We start from the raw sequence: 14,660 nt of genomic DNA, 5'->3' as shown, positions 1-14,660 counted from the left end.
GGCGCGGCCTGCCCGGCGCGCGGTCGTGCTTCGCCGCGCGCCGGGTACCCGGGTCTCATGAACCACCACCAGCGAGGACCCCACCTGCCCCCGCCCCGGGGCCCGCTCTCCGCCGCGGTCGGCGCGTACCTGCGCGGCGCGGGCACCCTCCCCGGCCCCGCGGACGCCGCGGCGGCGGATCCCTACGGCGACGATCTCCAGCTCGCCCTGTACCTGTGCTACGAGCTGCACTACCGCGGTTTCGCCGGCGTCCCCCCGGAAGCCGAGTGGGACCCGGACCTGCTGCGGGTCCGGGCGGCGCTGGAGCAGCGCTTCCTGTCCGCGGTGCGCGCCGACGCGCCCGCCCACGACAGCCTGGACGACGCGCTGGGCGCCCTGCTCGTCGAACCGGTCGAGGGCACCGGGGTCAGCCACTTCCTGCGCGACGAGGGCGAGCCGTGGCAGGTGCGCGAGTACGCGGCCCAGCGTTCCCTGTACCACCTGAAGGAGGCCGACCCGCACGCCTGGGTGCTGCCGCGGCTGTGGGGCCGGGCCAAGGCGGGGATGGCCGCCGTGGAGTTCGACGAGTTCGGCGGCGGCCGCGCCGACCGGGTGCACGCGCGCCTGTTCGCGGACCTGATGACGGACCTGGGTCTGGACACCGCGTACGGCCGCTATCTGGACGCGGCCCCCGCCGAGATGCTGGCCGTGGTCAACCTGATGTCCCTGTTCGGCCTGCACCGCCGGCTGCGCGGCGCGCTCGTGGGCCACTTCGCCGAGGTGGAGATCACGTCCTCGCCCGCCTCCCGCCGGCTCGCCGAGGCGATGCGCCGCACCGGCGCCGGCCCGGCCGCCGAGTTCTTCTACGACGAGCACGTGGAGGCGGACGCCGTGCACGAGCAGGTCGTCCGGCAGGAGGTCATCGGCGGACTGCTGGAGGAGGAGCCGGAGCTGGCGCCGGACGTGGCCTTCGGGATCGACGCGACCGAGTTCCTGGAGGACCGGCTGGGCCGGCGGCTGCTCGCCGACTGGCGGGCGGGACGGTCGTCCCTGCGCACACCCCTGGACCAGGACGGGCCGGCAGCCCCGGAACCGGACCGGCGGACTCCCCGGAAACAGGAGATGTCTCATACATCCTGATCCCCGGGGTACCCGCGCGGTGTGATCGCTTTGGTACTTCCGGGTGTGTACGCCCCGCAGGACGACACGGAGCTGCTGGCCGAGGTGCTCCGCGAGGAGGATCCCCCGCCCGGCGCCCAGGTGCTGGACGTGGGCACCGGCAGCGGTGCGCTGGCTCTGGAGGCGGCCCGGCGAGGCGCCCGGGTGACCGCGGTGGACGTGTCCCGGCGGGCGGTGTGGACGGCCCGGCTCAACGCCTGGCTGACCCGGCTGCCGGTGCACATCCGGCGCGGGAACCTCTTCACGCCGGTCAGCGGCAGGACGTACGACGTCATCCTGGCCAACCCGCCCTACGTGCCGGCGCCCGACGCCGGGCCCCGGCCACGCGGCCGGGCCCGGGCCTGGGACGCGGGGCTCGACGGGCGGCTGCTGCTGGACCGGATCTGCCGGGACGCACCGCCGCTGCTGCGCCCCGGCGGGGTGCTGCTGCTGGTGCACTCCGCGCTGAGCGGTCCCGAACGGACCCTGGAGCTGCTGCGGGCGGCGGGGCTGAAGGCCACGGTCGTCCGGCGCCGCTGGATCGCCTTCGGTCCGGTGCTGCGCTCCCGGGAGGACTGGCTGCGCCGGCGCGGGTTGCTCGCGTCGGCCGACGACAGGGAAGAGCTGGTGGTCATCCGTGCCGAACGACCCTGCTGACGAGGCCCGCAGGATCACCATGCGGCGGCGTGGGCCGCTGCTGGTGGAGGGGCCGGTGGAGATCGAGCTGGAGGACGGGACCACGGTCTCCTCGGACCGCTTCCGCGTCGCTCTGTGTACCTGCCGGCGCAGTCGCCGCTACCCGTGGTGCGACACGAGCCACCGGCCCAAGGCCTGAGTCTCTGGTTGAAACAGGTTGTTTTTCGCCGCTCCCCGGACGGCCCCCCACGGGCCGGCCGGGGAGCGGCTGTGTTCCCGGTGCCGGCGGGCGGCCCCACTCCGCCCGCCTGCCCCGGTACGAGATCGCGGGTTCCCCGCTCCAGAGGCCGCACTCCCCAGTTGCGGGCCTGATCCGGCGTTCACGGGGACTCACGATCCCGGTCTCAGAAGGCGAAGAGGCTGCCGCCGACGGCGTCCTTCATACACATGTTGCCGAAGGTCCGCTCGTACGCGACGCGCTTGCCCTGCCAGACGCCCTGGACGGTCACGACCACGGGGTCGTAGAGCTTGGTGCACATGACGTCGTCCGCCGGCTTCAGGGCGTCGAAGTCACCGCCGACGCCGCGCAGCTCGGCGCAGGCCTGGGCCGCGGCCGGGTGGGTGCCCGACGCCGAGGGGGCGCAGTTCAGGGTGACGGCGCGCTCCGGAGTGGCCGTGGCCGCGTCGTTGCCGTGGCCCGTGGTGAGCACCAGGGCCGAGGGGGCGTAGAGCGACGACGGGGCGGCGCCCGGTGCAGCGACGGCGGCCCCGGTCAGGGGTCCGCAAACGGCGGCGGCCGTGAGGCCGAGGGCCGCTGCCCAGCGCGCGGTGTTCCGCATTGTGTGCATCCTTCCGCTCGAGATGACAGGGAGCCGGCTCCGGATCCGGTCGGGCACCGGAGCGGCGAGCGCCACTCTGCCGAGTCCGCCAGCGAAATACACATCGGACCCATGGGTTTCAGTAACCTTTCGTGTTGAATCAGTGGCGTGAAGTCACGGAACTCGACCGCTGTGACCCCGGAACTGAGCGGTTCCCCCGCTTCCGAAGCGGCCAGATGGCTGAAAATCAGCTGTTTGTTAATCGTCCTGAAACATTCCGGCCCAGACCTCTGCGCGCCTCTTCATGACTCGTTGTGTTCATGAAGTGATCACCAGGAGCCGGTGCCTCCGTCATTCCGCGCCGTCGGCACCGACCCCGCCACCGACTCACCGGTCGGTATCGTCCGGTACGCAGGCGGCCGACGACGCGGGAGGGGCGATGGCGAAGCACTGGGCGGACTTCCAGTACGAGATCTATCTGAACGGAACGACCGGGGTGGTGCCCCGGCTTCCCACCGACCTCACCCGGCTGGAGGACCTGGCCGAACACCGGCTCGGGCCGGGCCCGGTGGGCTACGTGGCGGGCAGCGCGGGCGACGGCGGCACGGCCCGCGCCAACCGGGCGGCCCTCGACCGGCGCCGCATCGTGCCGCGCATGCTCCGGGACGTGCGCGAGCGGGACCTGACCACCGAGGTACTGGGCCGGACCCTGCCGGCGCCGCTCGCCCTGGCGCCCGTCGGGGTGTTGTCGATCATGCATCCGGACGCCGAGTCCGCCGCCGCCCGGGCCGCCGCCGCGCAGGGCGTGCCGTACGTCCTGTCGTCGGCGTCGAGCACGCCCCTGGAGCAGGTGGCGGAGGCGATGGGGGACGCCGAGCGGTGGTTCCAGCTGTACTGGGGCCGGGACCGGGAGGTGAACCGGAGTTTCCTCACCCGGGCCCGGGCGGCCGGGTTCTCGGTGCTGGTCGTCACGCTGGACACCCCGCTGCTGGCGTGGCGTCCCCGCGACCTGGACCAGGCGTACCTGCCGTTCCTGCACGGCGTGGGCACCGCCAACTGGTTCACCGACCCGGCGTTCCTGGCGGGCCTGGACAAGCCGGTGCACGAGGACCCGAACGCGGCGGTGCTGCACTTCCTCGGCCTGTTCGGGGATCCCGGCCACACCTGGCCGGACCTGGCCTTCCTGCGCGAGCACTGGGAGGGGCCGATAGTCCTCAAGGGCGTCCTGCACCCGGACGACGCCCGGCTGGCCGCGGACGCCGGAATGGACGGTGTGGTGGTCTCCAACCACGGCGGCCGGCAGGTGGCCGGCTCGGTCGCCGCGGCCGACGCCCTGCCCGGGGTCGTGGACGCCGTCGGCGACCGGCTGACGGTGCTGTTCGACAGCGGGGTGCGCACCGGTGCCGACGTCTTCAAGGCGCTCGCCCTGGGCGCGCGGGCGGTGCTCCTGGGCCGCCCGTACGTCTACGGGCTCGGCCTGGACGGCCAGGCGGGCGTGGAGCACGTCATCCGCTGTGTGCTGGCGGAGTTCGACCTCACCCTCGCCCTGTCCGGACACGCCGGCCCGACGACGGTGACAACGGCCGACCTGACCGAAGCCCGCCCCTGAGGCACCGGCGGCCCGCTCCGGGGAGCCCCCCGGGCCGCCGGGTGCCGCGCCTCGACGGCTGTTGCCCGCCGGCGGCGCGCCAGGTTACCGGGACGGCCGATCAGGCGCGTCGCGCTGCCGGTGGCCGGGCGGGTGCGCCGGGGGTGGCGGCGTTCGGCAGCGAAGCGGGGTTCGGCGTCGGCGTGTCGGTCCGCCAGCGCCGGCCGGCGGAGCCGTCCCGGACCTTGACGACGAGGTCGGCCCCGGGCTGGTCGCCGGCCGCGGCGAGGGCGAGCGTCCGGTCCCAGCGGGGCAGCAACTCGCCCTGGGCGGTGCGGTCGTAGCGCACGTCGTCGCCCCGCCGCGAGCCGGCGCCGGCGCAGCTGCCGAGGATCACCACTCCGGCGTCGGCGTGGGAGTCGAGGCACAGACCCGGGCCGGCCGCGCTGCGCAGCAGGCCGTCGGAGTCGTACGTCCACCGCTGCGTGGCCGCGCCGGAGCAGACGGCGAGGACGGCGCTCGCCCCGGCCCGGAGCCTGCCCCTGACGTCCAGGCACCGGCCGGCGGCGTCGCGCCAGCGGGCCGGGCGGCCGGCGGCGGGCCGGCCCGCGGTGCCGGGTGCGGTGGCGGAGCCCGACGGGGACCGGGTGCCGGGAGCCGTGCCGGTGGAGGCGACCGGGCCGGTGCCCCCGCCGCCGTCCGGCCACACGGTGATCGCCAGGACCGTCGCGAGCAGCCCGGCCGAGGCCACACCGACTCCGGTCAGCAGCCTCCTGGACGACCAGGCGGGGGCCGTGGGGGCGCGGCGCGAGGCCGCGGCACTCCCGGCCGGCCGTGCGCCCGCACGGCGGACGGCGCGGAGCGGCCGGTCCGGTCCCCCGGACCGGCCGGATCCGCCGTCGTCGGCGCGGCGGCGTCCGCCGGGTGCGGCGGTCCTCGCGAGGAATCCCGGCCGCCCGTCGCCGCGCCGGCGCCCGCCGGAGCGCCGGGAGCCACCACGGGTGCCGGTGGTGCCCTGGAGGCGGCCGGGGCGCGTGTCGAGGTAGCGGCGGGCGCCCCAGCCGAGGACGGCCTCGGCGAGCAGCACGCCCAGGGCCGCTTCTGCCTGGCCCAGTTGTCCGGCGGCGTGCCGGCAGTGGGCGCAGCCGGCCAGGTGCTCCTGGACGTCGGGCAGCAGCGCGCCGCCCCGGCGGATCGGGATGTCGAGCAGGCGGTTGTGGTGGCGGCACTCGTTGCCGGGCGCGAGTTCCCGGTGGGCGCGCACGAGACCTTCCCGGAACTTCTCCCGGACCCCTTCCAGGGCGGCCGCCGCGTTCTCGGTGTCCATGCCGAGCAGGCCGGCGGGCACGTGCACCGGCTCGGCCTCGACCTCGGTGTGCCACAACAGGGTCTGTTCCAGCCGGGGAAGGCCGTGGAACGACCGGTCGGAGAGCACGCGGTTCTCCGGTGTCAGCGTCGGCGCGGCGCGCATACCTCGGCCCCCGGCGGGCCTGGTGAGAGCGGGCAGCACGGCGGTGATCCGGTCGGTGCCGGACCAGTTGACGACGGTGTCCCGGACGGCCACCAGCAGGCGTGGCCGCAGCGCCTCGGCGGGCTCGCCGAGCGCCAGCCGGCCGAGGACCTGGTGGAAGGCGGTGGCGGTGACCATGTGGGCCGGCGGCCCGGAGGCGGCCAGGCAGATGACCGCGTAGTCCTGGGCGGGCTGCCAGTGCCGGGTCATCAGGAGGGCGGCGGACCGGGCGGCCTCCGCGTCGGAGCCGGCCCGCAGCGGGCCGGCGAGCGACTCGTCGGATTCCCCGGGAGGGCCGCCGGGCGGCGGACAGGCAGGCCGAGGGGGGTGGGGGGTGTGCACGGAGCGGATTCCTTCGGTGCGTGGTGCGTTGGTGCGTGGCTTGCGCGCTCACGGGGGCGGAAGAAGCGGGAGATGCACCGCGTTCCGCACCCTTGCACAACTCCCACAGGGGCAACAAGGCGCGCGTACGACATCGACGGGTGGGCGGGGAAGCCGGAATCAAGCCGTCGGCGACGTGCCGGAGCGCCCGGTGGATCCCCCGTGCGTGCGCCCCGTGCGAAGGGCGCACCCGGTCCTGTGACGCGCACGCTTCCGGAGCGTGCGACCCGGTGCCGGACGGTGAACCGGCCTGTTCGCAGGCGCCCCGCGCGGGACGGCGGCTCCCCCGCGCGCGACCGGCCGCCGGCCCTGTTCCTGCCGCCCCGGCCGGCGGCCCCCCGCGTGGCGGAGTCAGATCTGCCAGGAGCGCAGCCGGTCGGCGGCGCCGTACACGTCGGTCTTGCCGGAGATCAGGTCGCGGGCGAGGTCGACGAGGGCGCCGTAGGGCGGGTCGATGCCGACGCCGCTGACGAACATGTAGGCCACGGCGGTCGCGCAGGCGAAGCGCGCGTTGGCCGCGGGCAGTGGCTTGAGCACGGCGAGGGTGTGCAGCAACGCGGCGGCGCGCCAGGCGGCGTCGGAGTCCACGCCGAGCCGGGGCGGGTCCACCCGGTGCCGGGCGACGGCGGCGACCAGCGCGGAGAAGTCGTCCACGGCGGGCTGGTCGGGCAGGACCTCCTCGTGTCGCTGGAGGAGCCAGGGGACGTCGACATGGATGAGGGAGGGCATCGGTCAGGCGGCCTCGCCCCGGACGGGGAGTTCGTCGTCCGGGAAGGCGGCCGCGAACTCCTCGGCGTGGGTGGCGAAGAAGCGCCGGAAGGCCTCCGCGCCCTCCTGCAGCGCCCGGTGGCGGGCGATGTCGGCGGCGGCGGCCTCGCGCACCAGGGCCTTCATCGACGTACCGCGCTCCTTGGCGATCTGCCGCAGGTCCTCGAGTTCCCGTTCGCTGAACTCCACGTTGAGAGCTGGCATGCCCCTCACGGTACCGCGCGGGTACTCACGCGTAAATTCCCGCAGGTGGGGGCCCCTGCGCCAGGGTACCGGCAGGGTCAAGAGCCATGTCCGATTCCCGCCGGTCGGACGACGCGCGGTACGACAGACTGGGCAGGAGGCAACGACCCGGAGGAGTCCCATGACCACGCACACCGCCCACCCGGTCCACACCGTCCACCCGAGCCCCCTGGGCGACCTGCTGCTGACCGGGACCGTCACGCCGGCCGGCCTCACTCTCACCTCCCTCTCGATGCCGGGGCAGCGCGGCACCCCGGTCGTCCGCCCGGAGGACCGCGACGACCGGCTGTTCGCCGAGGCGCTCCGGCAGCTGGACGCGTATTTCGCGGGCCGGCTGACCCGCTTCGACCTGCCCTTCTCCCCCACCGGCAACGCGTTCCGGCACGCGGTGTGGCAGGCCCTGGACGAGGTCCCCTACGGCAGGACGACCACGTACGGCGAGCTGGCCGCCCGACTCGGTCTGTCCCGTGCCGAGGTCCGCTCGGTGGGCCAGGCCCTCGGCGCCAACCCGCTGCTCCTGGTCCGGCCCTGTCACCGGGTGATCGGCGCGGACGGTTCGCTGCGTGGCTACGCGGGCGGGCTGGAGAAGAAGCGGTGGCTGCTCACGCACGAGGGCGCGCTCCAGCCGACGCTGCTGTGACCGGCCGGGGCCTGCCGCTCGCGGAGGCCGCGCCACGCCGGTCAGAAGTCCAGCCGGCTGATCCGCACGGCCCCGTCCGGCCGGCCCGGGTGGGCGCTGGTGAGCGTCAGCCGCAGCCGTGAGCCGCGTACCGCGTCGAAGGTGATGACCCTTCGGGCTGTCCGAGGCGGTGGCCCACTGCGTCCGCGCGCCGGTCACCGGAACGTGGGCGCGGCCGTCCCACACCGCCGCCTCGGCCCGCGCGGGCAGCGTGTGGGTGGCGTCGACCGTGAAGGAGACTGCCAGGTGGTCGAGGGTCCGGCGGCGTCCGAAGTCGACCGAGACCCCAGTCCTCGGCGCGGGCCCCGTCGAACGCGGGCAGCAGCGCGGTGGCCGGTTTGGTGAAGGCGTTGGACCAGCCGGTGGCCGGATCGCCGTCCAGCATCGTCCGCTGTAACCGGCGTCCGCTCGCGGGCGGTCCGGGGGCGCGGGGTGGTCGGGCCGGAAGAGGGCGGGCGCGGTGGCCGCCGTCCGGCGGGCCGGGGTCGTGTGCACCCGTGCCGTGTCCGGGCGCAGGCCGTCCACCCGCGCGGTGACCATAAGCGTGCCCGGCCCCGTGCCGGAGCGGACGATGGCGAGGGCCTTGCCGTGGAAGGCGCTGCGGGTACCGGCCTGGTAGCGCTCGGCGCTCTCCTGGCGTCCGTTGTCGACGCCGGCCAGGGACCCGCCGGTGACGTCGAAGGAGATGAGGTGCTCGGCGCCGGGCACGACCACGCCGTGCGCGTCGACCATGTCGGCGGTGACGAAGGCGAGCGAACGGCCGTCGGCGGCCAGGGAGTCGCGGTCGGCGGTGAGGCGTACGGCGTGCGGGGCGCCGGCGGTGCGCAGCACGTCGGTGGCGACCGCCTCGCCGTCCCGCCGGGCCACCGCCCCCAGTTCGCCGGGCCGGTACGGCACGTGCCAGGTCAGGTGCAGCTTGCCCGCGCTGCCGTTGGGGCTGGTGTAACTGCCCGGGTAGGGGCCGTCGGTGAACGTCCTGTCGTCGCCGGTGGCCTCGGTCGTCTCCAGGTAGGTGCGGCCGTCGGTGGTCCTCTTCACGGCGAACTCCCGTACCCCGAGGGACTGTCCGTTCAGGAACAGCTCGACGGAGGGCACGTTGGCGTACGCCCGCACCTCGACGGTGTCCCCCTCCTCGTGGTTCCAGGTCATCGGCAGCAGGTGGACCATGGGCTCGTCCGTCCACTGGCTGCGGAACAGGTGGTACATGCCCTTGGGGAAACCCGCCGTGTCGAGATGTCCGGCAGCGCTCCGGCCGTGGGCGCTGCCGTGGCGGCGGCCAGGACCGATCTGCGCGTGACCGTCATGGGCGGCTCTCCCTCATCAGGCCCCAGAAGTACTCACAACTGATCGTGAACAAACAGATTCTGATGGCCGGCCACACTCGATCGTCAAGGGTGCGGCGCCCCACGGCTGCCTCCGGCCGCGTTTCGGCCGGAATTCCGCCTGTCCCGCGCCCCCGGCCGCGTTCGACCGGTCGGCCAGGTGGCCGCGATCGGCGTCCACGGGCGTGCCGGAAGCACTACGCTGGAACACGAGTGGTGCCACCTGTTCACTGTGAGTGTGCGCTTGGGAGCGGCGACGATGAGCCGGGTCTATCCGTTCGACGACGCGGCGACGGCCCGGGCTGTCATCGATGACGACGGAACGCTGGTGGAGTGGAACGAGGGCGCGCGGCGTCTGCTCGGCCACCACGCCGACGACGTCGTGGGCCGTCCCGCTGCCCGGTTGCTGGCGGCCGCCGGCCACGGGGCGCTGCCCCCGGGTCCGCGCTGGGAAGGCATGGTCGGACTGCGCCACCTGGACGGCCGTACCGTCTCGGTGTGGCTGCTCGCCCACCGCCGGCCACCGGACGACGGCCGGCCGGGCGACTGGCTCGTGGTCACCCCGCTCGCCGACCCGGAACCGCCCGCCGCGGACGATCCGCTCGTCGGGGCGGCCCTGATCCAGTCGCCGTGCCCGGTCGCCCTGTACGACGACGCGCTGCGGCTGCGCCACATGAACGCGGCGATGGCCGCCATCATCGGGCTGCCGGAGGAACGGGTACGGGGGCTCCGGATCCCGGAGATCGGCGGCAAGCCGCAGAGCGACGAACTGGAACAGGGCATGCTCCGGGTGCTCACCTCGGGCCGGCAGCTGGACGTGCAGACCTTCCTGCGCACCGGCGGCGAGGACCGGGCGCACGCCTGGCTCGCCCGCATGGCACCGGTGCGGGACGCCGGGGGCCGGGTGCGGGGCGTGTGCCTGGCCGCGCACGACATCACCGACAACCAGCGGGCGCGGCAGCGGCTCCAGCTGGTCAACGAGGCGAGCGTGCGTATCGGGACCACACTCGACGTGACCCGCACGGCGCAGGAACTGGCGGACATGTGCGTGCCCGCGCTCGCCGACTTCGTCACCGTCGACCTGCTGGACCTGCGGGAGCACGGCAGCGAACCGCCGGCCCGCATCACCGCGCCGGTCCTCCTGCGCCGCACCGCCCACCAGTCGGTGCTGGCGGACGTGCCGGAGGCGGTGATCGAGCCCGGGCACGCGGACGCCTACCCGGACTTCTCCCCGCAGGCCGACGCGCTGACCGCCGGCCGCACGATCACCACCTCCGTGGCCGGCGGCGACCTGGACAGATGGCACTCCTGGCACAGGGCGCGCGGTGAGCGGGTGCGCGCGTTCGGCATCCACTCCTCGATGTCGGTGCCCATCCAGGCCCGCGGGCTCACCCTCGGGGTGGCGGTGCTCACCCGGCACCGGCGTCCGGACGCGTTCACCCCGGACGACGTGCTGCTGGCCGAGGAGATCACCGCCCGGGCCGCCGTCTGCATCGACAACGCCCGCCGCTACTCCCGGGAGCGGGAGACCGCGCTCGCCCTCCAGCGCAGCCTGCTGCCCCGTTCGCTGCCGCGCACGGCCGCGCTGGACGCGTCCTCCCGCTACCTGCCGGCCGCGCGGGCCGGGGTGGGCGGGGACTGGTTCGACGTGATCCCGCTCTCCGGGCTGCGCGTCGCGATGGTCGTCGGGGACGTCGTCGGGCACGGTATCCAGGCCTCGGCCACGATGGGCCGGCTGCGCACCGCGGTCCGCACGCTCGCCGACATCGACCTGGCCCCGGACGAGCTGCTCACGCATCTGGACGACCTGGTGCTACGGCTGTCGGAGGAGTCCGGTCTCGAGGGCAGCCCGGGCGAGGTCGGCGCGACCTGCCTGTACGCCGTCTACGACCCGGTGTCCCGCCGCTGCACGATGGCCCGGGCCGGGCATCCGCCGCCCGTGCTGCTCAGACCCGGCGGCCGGCCCGCGGTGCTCGACCTGCCCGCCGGTCCCCCGCTGGGCCTGGGCGGGCTGCCCTTCGAGTCGGCCGAGGTGGAACTGCCCGAGGACACCGTCCTCGCGCTGTACACGGACGGCCTGGTGCAGTCCCGGGAGCGGGACCTGGACGCCAGCCGTGAGCTGCTGCTGGAAGCGCTCGGCCAGGACGCGGACTCCTTGGACAGCACCTGCGACCGCATCCTGCACGTCCTGCTGCCCCCCGGCGGCGCCCCCGACGACGTGGCGCTGCTGCTCGCCCGCACCCGCGGCCTGCCCGCCTCGCAGGTGGCGACCTGGGACATCCCCGCCGACCCGGCGCTGGTCGCGCCGGTCCGCAAACAGGTCGTGGAGCAGCTGGCCGCCTGGTCGCTGAGCGAGGCGTCGTTCACGGCGGAACTGGTGGTCAGCGAGCTGGTCACCAACGCCATCCGGTACGGCTCCCACCCGATCCGGCTGCGGCTGATCCACGACGCGACCACGTTGATCTGCGAGGTCTCCGACACCAGCCACACCGCCCCGCACCTGCGCCGGGCCAAGATCCTCGACGAGGGCGGCCGGGGCCTGCTGCTGGTCGCCCAGCTCACCCAGCGCTGGGGCAGCCGGCACACCACGGACGGCAAGACCATCTGGGCGGAGCTGCCCCTGTTCGAGGTGGACCGCTAGCTCTTCAGGACGCCGACAGCCAGGGCCGTACGTGCTTACGGGCCTCGTGCAGCCGGGACTTGAGGGTGCCGAGTGGGATGCCGACGCGCTCGGCCGCCTCGGCGTACTCCAGCTGGCAGATGTCCCGGTAGACCAGCGGCGCGACCAGGTGCGGGTGTTCGCGTTCCAGGCGGTCCAGGGCCTCCAGCAGGTCGACCCGGGAACCGGCGATGACGCTGGTCGTACGCGGGTCGACGACGTGCGCGGGCTCGATGGCGGCCGGCTGTTCGACGGACCGCCGCTTCAGCTCGCGGTACTTCTGCCGGCAGCAGTTGGCGACCACCGTGTACAGCCAGGTGCCGAAGCGGCTGCGGCCCTCGAACGCGGAGATGTGCCGGGCCACCTGGAGCAGCACGTCCTGGGCGGCCTCCTCGGCGTCCTCCCGGCAGGGCAGGAAACGCGCGCAGCGGCGCACGACCTCGGGCCGGATCTCCGCCAGCAGCCGGTCCAGGGCCGCTTCGTCGCCGGCGGCGGCACGCCGGGCGGACTCCTCCATCGGCGCCTGGTCCTGCACGAAGGCCTCCCCCTGGAAGTCGATCTCAGGGCAGGCATGATAGTCGTATGCACCCCCTGGAGCGGATCGGCCGTCACCGCCTCGAACGGCCGCTGGGCAGCGGCGCTTTCGCCACGGTGTGGCTCGCCCACGACCCGGAGCTGCAGGCCCCGGTGGCGGTGAAGGTCCTCGCCGAGAACTGGGCGCACCGGCTCGACATCAGGGAGCGTTTCCTGTCCGAGGCACGGTTGTTGCGACAGGCCGGCTCCAGCCGGGTGGTGCAGGTCTACGACATCGGTGAACTCCCTGACGGCAGGCCGTACTTCGTGATGGAGTACGCCGACGGCGGCACCCTCGCCGACCTGGTGGCGGGCGGCCCGCTGCCGGTGCGGGACGCGCTCGCGCTCACGGCCGAGGCCGCGCGCGGTGCCGCCGCGCTGCACGAGGCGGGCATCGTGCACCGCGACATCAAACCGACCAACGTGCTGCTGCACACCGCCCCGGACGGCACCCGGCGGGTGCTGCTGGCCGACCTGGGGCTCGCCAAGAGCCTGGCGCAGGCCTCCGTGCTGACCCTGGCCGCGGGCTCGGCGGGCTACCAGCCGCCGGAACAGGCCGCACCCGGCGAGGGCATCGACGAGCGGGCCGACGTCTACAGCCTCGGCGCGGTCGGCTACGAACTGCTCACCGGGACCGTGCCGGGACCGCCGGGGAAGGTCGTACCGCCGGGCCGGTCGCGGCCGGAGCTGCGTGCGGACGTGGAGCGGGCGGTGCTGCGGGCGCTGGAGCCGGACCGGGCCCGGCGCTGGCCGGGCGCCCTGGCGTTCGCGGACGAGCTGGACCGGCTGGCGGCGGACCCGCCGGGGCGGCCCGCACGGCGACTGGACCGGGTCCGCGGCCGGCTCGGCACGGTGACCCTGGCGCTCGCCGCGGTCCTCGCCGCCACGGCCGCGGCGGTCACGGTGACCGTGGCCCTCCACCACCGCGGCGGCCCGGCGGACGACGGGGTGCGGGTCGCCGACGCCACCGGGCGGGTGACCCTGCGGGTGCCCGCCGGCTGGGGCTGGGAGCTGCGCGGCTCCGGCTGGGATCCGCACGCGCTGGGGCTGGCAGCGGGACACGAGCCGGGCCTGGTGGTGGCCGACGACCTGGCCCGCTGGTCCGACCTGAAGGACGCCGTGGACGGGGTGTTCGTCGGGGTCAGCGCGCACGGCGACGTCACCGCCGGGGTGCGGGCGCTCGCGCACTCCGGCTGCCGCTACGCCGGCGCCCGCGCGTTCACCGGCAGCGCGTGGCACGGCGTGGTCCGGGCCTGGACCGGCTGCCCGGACGGCGGCTCGGTCACCGAGTCCGCGCTGGCCCCGGCGGGCGGCTCCGCTCAGCCGCAGGTGTACGTGCAGGTGCGCCAGCGCGGGACCGGTGACGCGACCGACGGCATACTGCGCTCCCTCCGGGTGGCCTGAAAGCACCGCCACGGTCAAGTCGGGGAAAAGATGCCGGTGTGCCCCGAACTTTTCCGGCGACCCGTGCATCGGACTGTGATGACGGCGCATCCGGCGCCGACGGCGCGCGTCCCGCGCGTGCCGGGACGATCCTGGAGTGGTGAGCGACATGGTGAACACCCCCCGGTCCGCGCGGCACGGCGCCCTGCTCCTGGGCACGGTCGCCGTGCTGGGCCTCCTGACCTCCTGCGGCGACGGCACCGACGTCCACAGCGACCCGCCGGTCACCGCCTCCGGTACGGCCGCGCCCGCGCGGGAGGCCACGAAGGGCCCGGCGTCCGCCGCGGCCTCCTCCGGGACCGGGACCGCCGCGCCGGCCCCGCCGAAGGCGACCGCGTCCCCGGGCGGCGCCGCGACCGCGGCGCCCCGGAGCACGGCCACGGCGGCGCCGGGCACGGCCACCGCGGCCGCGGCGGGCAAGCGCTGCCACACCGGCGAACTGCGTGCCTCCGTGGGCCGCGGCGATCCGGGCGCCGGCCAGGAGAACTTCCCGGTGGTGCTCACCAACACGTCCGCCCGGATCTGTACCCTGCACGGCTATCCGGGCGCCGCCTTCGTGAGCGCCTCCGGCGCCCAGCTCGGCCCCGACCCCCGCCGTGCACCGGGCTCAGCCGCCACCGTCACGCTCAGGCCCGGGCAGAGCGCCTGGGCCGGGCTGACCTTCTCCAACCCGGGCATCAGCGAGGCGAAGACGGCCACGCCGGCCGCGCTGCTGGTCACTCCGCCGGACGAGCACGACCCGCTGAAGGCCGCCTGGTCGGGCGGGCCGGTGCCGGTCTCCGGGAACTCCTCGTCCGTCCGTCTGACCGTGCTCAGCCCCGGCACCGGCCCCTGACCGACCCCGCTCCCCGCGCCCCGCTGTCTCCCCCGAGCAGCGGGGTTCGTCATGGCCGCGCCACAACT

General features: G+C 75.1%; 13 protein-coding genes and 1 pseudogene. 8 read left to right on the top strand and 6 right to left on the bottom strand.

Annotation, left to right across the window (positions count from 1 at the left end; genetic code table 11):
• The first annotated feature begins 57 nt into the window (after positions 1 to 57).
• From ACF1BE_RS07700 to ACF1BE_RS07690, 3 genes are read left to right on the top strand one after another with little or no spacing between them, the layout of a single operon-like run.
• The gene (locus ACF1BE_RS07700) at positions 58 to 1,119 is read left to right on the top strand and encodes an iron-containing redox enzyme family protein (protein WP_392198057.1); all 1,062 of its coding nucleotides are present in this window, start codon (positions 58 to 60) and stop codon (positions 1,117 to 1,119) included.
• 45 nt (positions 1,120 to 1,164) lie between these two features.
• Entirely contained in the window at positions 1,165 to 1,794 is a 630-nt protein-coding gene (locus ACF1BE_RS07695; RefSeq protein WP_392198229.1) for a HemK2/MTQ2 family protein methyltransferase, read from the top strand.
• Complete coding sequence (locus ACF1BE_RS07690; RefSeq protein WP_392198056.1) at positions 1,775 to 1,972, top strand: CDGSH iron-sulfur domain-containing protein; 198 nt, start codon at positions 1,775 to 1,777, stop codon at positions 1,970 to 1,972. Before ACF1BE_RS07695 ends, ACF1BE_RS07690 begins: the two co-directional genes overlap by 20 nt.
• A 205-nt stretch (positions 1,973 to 2,177) precedes the next feature.
• Here the strand turns inward: ACF1BE_RS07690 and ACF1BE_RS07685 are convergent, their stop codons facing one another.
• The gene (locus tag ACF1BE_RS07685) at positions 2,178 to 2,612 is read right to left on the bottom strand and encodes a protease inhibitor (RefSeq protein WP_392198055.1); all 435 of its coding nucleotides are present in this window, start codon (positions 2,610 to 2,612) and stop codon (positions 2,178 to 2,180) included.
• A 418-nt stretch (positions 2,613 to 3,030) separates the two neighbouring features.
• On the opposite strand from ACF1BE_RS07685, the gene ACF1BE_RS07680 reads away from it, so the two are divergent.
• A complete protein-coding gene (locus ACF1BE_RS07680) occupies positions 3,031 to 4,200 on the top strand; it encodes a lactate 2-monooxygenase (RefSeq protein ID WP_392198054.1) in 1,170 nt (389 codons plus the stop codon).
• A gap of 100 nt (positions 4,201 to 4,300) precedes the next feature.
• On the opposite strand, the gene ACF1BE_RS07675 is transcribed toward ACF1BE_RS07680, so the two are convergent.
• From ACF1BE_RS07675 to ACF1BE_RS07665, 3 genes are all read right to left on the bottom strand, one after another.
• The gene (locus tag ACF1BE_RS07675) at positions 4,301 to 6,031 is read right to left on the bottom strand and encodes an RICIN domain-containing protein (RefSeq protein ID WP_392198053.1); all 1,731 of its coding nucleotides are present in this window, start codon (positions 6,029 to 6,031) and stop codon (positions 4,301 to 4,303) included.
• Between the two features lie 390 nt (positions 6,032 to 6,421).
• The gene (locus ACF1BE_RS07670) at positions 6,422 to 6,799 is read right to left on the bottom strand and encodes a toxin Doc (protein ID WP_121785572.1); all 378 of its coding nucleotides are present in this window, start codon (positions 6,797 to 6,799) and stop codon (positions 6,422 to 6,424) included.
• Positions 6,800 to 6,802: 3 nt separating this feature from the next.
• Positions 6,803 to 7,042, bottom strand: coding sequence for a hypothetical protein (locus ACF1BE_RS07665; RefSeq protein ID WP_373912126.1), 240 nt, complete (start codon positions 7,040 to 7,042; stop codon positions 6,803 to 6,805).
• 160 nt (positions 7,043 to 7,202) lie between these two features.
• Here ACF1BE_RS07665 and ACF1BE_RS07660 point away from each other — a divergent pair, with 160 nt between their 5' ends.
• Positions 7,203 to 7,721, top strand: coding sequence for a methylated-DNA--[protein]-cysteine S-methyltransferase (locus ACF1BE_RS07660; protein ID WP_392198052.1), 519 nt, complete (start codon positions 7,203 to 7,205; stop codon positions 7,719 to 7,721).
• Positions 7,722 to 7,762: 41 nt separating this feature from the next.
• Here the strand turns inward: ACF1BE_RS07660 and ACF1BE_RS07655 are convergent.
• Positions 7,763 to 8,999 (bottom strand): annotated as a pseudogene (locus ACF1BE_RS07655) (DUF4982 domain-containing protein); the annotation flags it as partial.
• A gap of 342 nt (positions 9,000 to 9,341) precedes the next feature.
• Here ACF1BE_RS07655 and ACF1BE_RS07650 point away from each other — a divergent pair.
• Positions 9,342 to 11,723 carry a SpoIIE family protein phosphatase gene (locus tag ACF1BE_RS07650; RefSeq protein WP_392198051.1) on the top strand — a complete coding sequence of 794 codons (2,382 nt, stop codon included), beginning with the start codon at positions 9,342 to 9,344 and terminating at the stop codon, positions 11,721 to 11,723.
• Positions 11,724 to 11,727: 4 nt separating this feature from the next.
• On the opposite strand, the gene ACF1BE_RS07645 is transcribed toward ACF1BE_RS07650, so the two are convergent.
• A complete protein-coding gene (locus tag ACF1BE_RS07645) occupies positions 11,728 to 12,276 on the bottom strand; it encodes an RNA polymerase sigma factor (protein ID WP_392198050.1) in 549 nt (182 codons plus the stop codon).
• A gap of 47 nt (positions 12,277 to 12,323) precedes the next feature.
• On the opposite strand from ACF1BE_RS07645, the gene ACF1BE_RS07640 reads away from it, so the two are divergent.
• A complete protein-coding gene (locus ACF1BE_RS07640) occupies positions 12,324 to 13,718 on the top strand; it encodes a serine/threonine-protein kinase (protein ID WP_392198049.1) in 1,395 nt (464 codons plus the stop codon).
• A 148-nt stretch (positions 13,719 to 13,866) separates the two neighbouring features.
• Positions 13,867 to 14,592 (top strand): DUF4232 domain-containing protein, encoded by a 726-nt coding sequence (locus ACF1BE_RS07635; protein ID WP_392198228.1) that lies wholly within the window; start codon positions 13,867 to 13,869, stop codon positions 14,590 to 14,592.
• The last annotated feature ends 68 nt before the right edge of the window (positions 14,593 to 14,660 follow it).

Source organism: Streptomyces sp. NPDC014991, from assembly GCF_043080665.1.
Lineage (GTDB): Bacteria > Actinomycetota > Actinomycetes > Streptomycetales > Streptomycetaceae > Streptomyces.
Note: the sequence above shows the minus strand (reverse complement) of the source record. Positions and strands in the feature narration are given on the sequence as shown.